The organism is Spirulina sp. CCY15215 (assembly GCF_016888125.1).
GTDB lineage: Bacteria > Cyanobacteriota > Cyanobacteriia > Cyanobacteriales > Spirulinaceae > CCY15215.
Genome location: NZ_JACSWA010000355.1, coordinates 1 through 3,461 on the forward strand (window position 1 = coordinate 1; position 3,461 = coordinate 3,461).

At 38.5% G+C, this 3,461-nt stretch carries 3 protein-coding genes and 1 pseudogene; all 4 read right to left on the reverse strand.

The features are described 5' to 3' along the window. Positions 1 to 982 (reverse strand): annotated as a pseudogene (locus JUI58_RS08855) (hypothetical protein); the annotation flags it as partial. Next, positions 979 to 1,977, reverse strand: coding sequence for a hypothetical protein (locus tag JUI58_RS08860; RefSeq protein ID WP_239121347.1), 999 nt, complete (start codon positions 1,975 to 1,977; stop codon positions 979 to 981). The gene JUI58_RS08860 and the pseudogene JUI58_RS08855, both read right to left, overlap by 4 nt. A gap of 355 nt (positions 1,978 to 2,332) precedes the next feature. Further along, complete coding sequence (locus JUI58_RS08865) at positions 2,333 to 2,980, reverse strand: hypothetical protein (protein ID WP_204103408.1); 648 nt, start codon at positions 2,978 to 2,980, stop codon at positions 2,333 to 2,335. Between the two features lie 7 nt (positions 2,981 to 2,987). Continuing rightward, positions 2,988 to 3,296 carry a CRISPR-associated protein Csx3 gene (locus tag JUI58_RS08870; RefSeq protein WP_204103409.1) on the reverse strand — a complete coding sequence of 103 codons (309 nt, stop codon included), beginning with the start codon at positions 3,294 to 3,296 and terminating at the stop codon, positions 2,988 to 2,990. Between the last annotated feature and the right edge of the window lie 165 nt (positions 3,297 to 3,461).

Consider the following 3,461-nt stretch of genomic DNA (forward strand, 5'->3'; position numbering starts at 1 on the left):
CAAATACTTGTAAGTAACGAGCCGCAAGCGTTAAACCCAAACGACCATCACAAACAAAGGTAACATCATCTCCACCATATACTAGAGGACGAAATGGCAATAATTGCCGATTGGGTAAATCAAATTGTTCTTTCAGAAAATCCCAAGAGGTAATTAAGTCTTGGATAATTTGTTTTAAAGCATTCTCACCAGCTTCTTGAACGCTTTCAGATAGTTCCCGCATCGCGGTAATATAGTCTCGATCGCTTTTATCTTTTCCCTGTTCTTTAAAGCGATTTCCCATACTATTCCCATCAATATGAACGATAGCAAGATAGCTGCTTTCTCCTCGCGATCGACCAAAATCATCAAAATCAAGCGGTATCTTCCATTTATTCGGTTTTTCAGGATCGAAGATTGTTTTTTCTAGATGCTTATTAGCTAATTGCACAGCATCTAGTTTTGCTACAATTTCTCTAGAAATGGGATAATCTGCGGGAGAATGATGAGATTTACTTGTATCGATAGCAACCAATTGAGTTGAATTACAAGATCGAGTAACTCCAAGACCGAGTAATGGTGAAGAAGGAATACGCGATCGCTTTTTCTTATCTAAGTCATTTGCCATCAGATCTTGTACGGTTTTATAAAGTAAATCTTTGTCCCACTCAATTTCTCGATGAGCTACAACTAAATTGATACCGGGAGCTTTTTGTAATATTTTTAAGCTCAATTTTTTTGTAAACTCAATAGCTAACTGAGGAGACTTAAACAGTAAAACAGTATTTCCTCCTCCTGCATAAATAAGTTCTGCATTTTGACCAGAGCTATTAATTGTTGCTTTTGGATTGGAAACTCCCATTTCGTTTAATATGTCTTTTACCCAAGCATCTGTTGCTTGTGAAAGTAGATAAGATGCTCCAATATTTTCCCGTAGGCGATTACTACTAAAAATGTAGTTTTGAATGCCCGTTGTATCAAGAATTGTAACTGTCAGTTTCATTGATTTAACTCCGCATCATTTTCTTGTAACCATTCAAAAATTTCATGATCTAAAGAATCGAGATGTTCTCGTCCAAAAATTTTAATTTGTTTGTCTGATAGGAGATCGATAATTTCTGCTTTTATCCCTTCTATATCTTTCGCAAAACACAAGAGTGCAACTCGTGCCTCACTACCACCCATTTGTTGCGCTCTTAAATAGGCTTCAAATAATTTTGACTTGCACAAACTACGATCATCAGAAGTTGTACAAGAAATTGCGAAAATTTGATAACCATAGGTAAAAGCTAAATCAAATTGAAAGCCTTGTTCAGTTCCAGCTAAATCTATATTAAAGTCCATTCCATAGTCAATAATTCCTACCTTAGATGCTATTGATTCAATTTTTTGGAGAAGATGATATTCAAGCCATAAACCATCAAGCCATTCACAGAAATCTTGAATATTATCAAAGCATCCTGATTCTTTGATCTGCTTAAGTGAAAGATTTTCATTTTTGTCCAGAAAACTGTGTTTAGAAAATTCTTCTACGATCTCTTTGGGTAAATCATTTGTTGGAAATGACAATTGTTCAAGTGCTGTTTTTGATTTCCAGTTGCCTCGTTTTCCATTTGGTTTAGGGGGTTTTCTTGCCGATTGATTGCGATCTCCATTCCCCTCACAGAAAATCGATATTAACCAGTGAAACCAAATCGTTGATTTAGCTTCATCTTGATTTACTGTTGCAAGTTGTTTTGCTAAATTTGGTAAAATAGGAATTTTATTAGGCTTGATTTCTTCTGATTTTTTATCTTTCTTGAATTGACGACCGTGAAGTTCAAAAATTGTTTCCAGCTTAATTGCAATATCTTGGGAACGAATTGGTATAGCTATACGATCGCCATCTTCGCGATCTATACACATCTCCAGTCGCCGAGGATCGAGATAACTAAAAATTGCTTCTTGTCTTTTATTTTGGGTTTCCTGTAATATGGCACGGTAAGCATGAACTGCCATTGCTTTTGTTCCTCCCGTGTAATTCATGCCAATTATTCCCTGTTCTAATCTCTCAACTTGTTTTAGTATTTTCCTTTGAATCTGGTAAGCATCAGACTCATAGTTTTCAAGAGATATCAATTGAGAAGGTTGACAGTCTTCTATTTCGCGATCTAAAATCTTCCGTAATCGTATCGCTTGTGCTTTAGTTCCACTCGTATGAACGAGATAGAGAAATCCACCTTTGTTGAGTAATAATTTTGCAGCTACATAGTTTGGTAATGGATTTTCCCCAATCAACAAAAAGAGATGATCGACTTTATACTTTTCTAAATTTGCCATAATGATAAGCTCCAATAAAAATTGCAAGAAAAACTCAATCCACAATACTCAAAACCCGATCGCGCACCCCATTCCTTCCCTGCTCTTGTCCTGCTTGCCAGAGATCGACCAGCAATGCCGCGATCGCCTGTATAGTAGGACGAGAAGAAACATCCACACCCCGTTCTAAATGATGCACGCTACCCTTTAAAATCGGTCTTTCCGCGTCAATTCGATCGCATTTCCCCTCATAATCGCTGTGCAGTAGAGCAACAATCTGTAAATTCAGATCCTCGCAAAAATCTTTCCAATCACCCAATTGACTGATATCACTAAAAAGAACGATCGCATGAGTTGCCGAAGCGACAATCCGCCGATTTTTGTCATCAATTTTTCCACCAATATCAATAATGTTGAGTGGGTGAGATAGTTTTTGTACTTGTTTGGCTTTTTCGATCGCAAACTCAAGCGTAAACTTCGCTTTATAGTCCTCTTTTAATTGCCGTGCTAGTTCCGGATCGGCACGCACGGCCTCGGAATACCAAGCTCCTTCGCCATCAGGACAGGCTGTGAGGACGAGGGGATAGGGGATTTCCTTTTCGCGATGTAACTCCATGAGAGACTGCTTTAAACCTTCTCTCAGACAAGATTTACCCGTGTGAGGAGAACCGCAAAGAACAACTTTAATAGGATATTGTACCATATAAACCTCAATCGACTAAATCGCCTAATTTATAATCGGGATTATGAGTGATGCAGACCACATATTTCCCTCCCAGTTTGGGATCGAAAACCGCGATCGCCCCATACAAATGACCAACTTTGTGAGCGATAACAAAAGCAACGGGGAGGGAACCTGGTCCATTGACTTTGAGCAAGGTGCCTCCCACTAAAGTCCCTGATTGCACCAACTCATCCAATCGAGTTGAGGCATCTTGGACAATGCGATCGTTTTGGGCAGGATCGCCAAACCCAATCTTTAAGATATTACCCTCTAAATCAATTCTGTAAGTTGTCATTTCGATCTCTGTAAATGTAGTCTAATTGTAAATGTGGGTGGAAGAAAAGTCAGTCAATTTCAACATATTTATATCAAATCCGGTTAATGGGTATAACAAGCGGGCAAGATGCCCGCACTACTGTAATTATTGAATATTATCGTAGTGGGAGCGTCTCGCTCCCTA

What these genes read in the sequence shown, in the direction of transcription:
- JUI58_RS08865 (WP_204103408.1), bottom strand. Translation starts at nt 2,980, where the DNA reads ATGGTACAATATCCTATTAAAGTTGTTCTTTGCGGTTCTCCTCACACG.
- JUI58_RS08870 (WP_204103409.1), bottom strand. Translation starts at nt 3,296, where the DNA reads ATGACAACTTACAGAATTGATTTAGAGGGTAATATCTTAAAGATTGGG.
- JUI58_RS08860 (WP_239121347.1), bottom strand. Translation starts at nt 1,977, where the DNA reads ATGGCAGTTCATGCTTACCGTGCCATATTACAGGAAACCCAAAATAAA.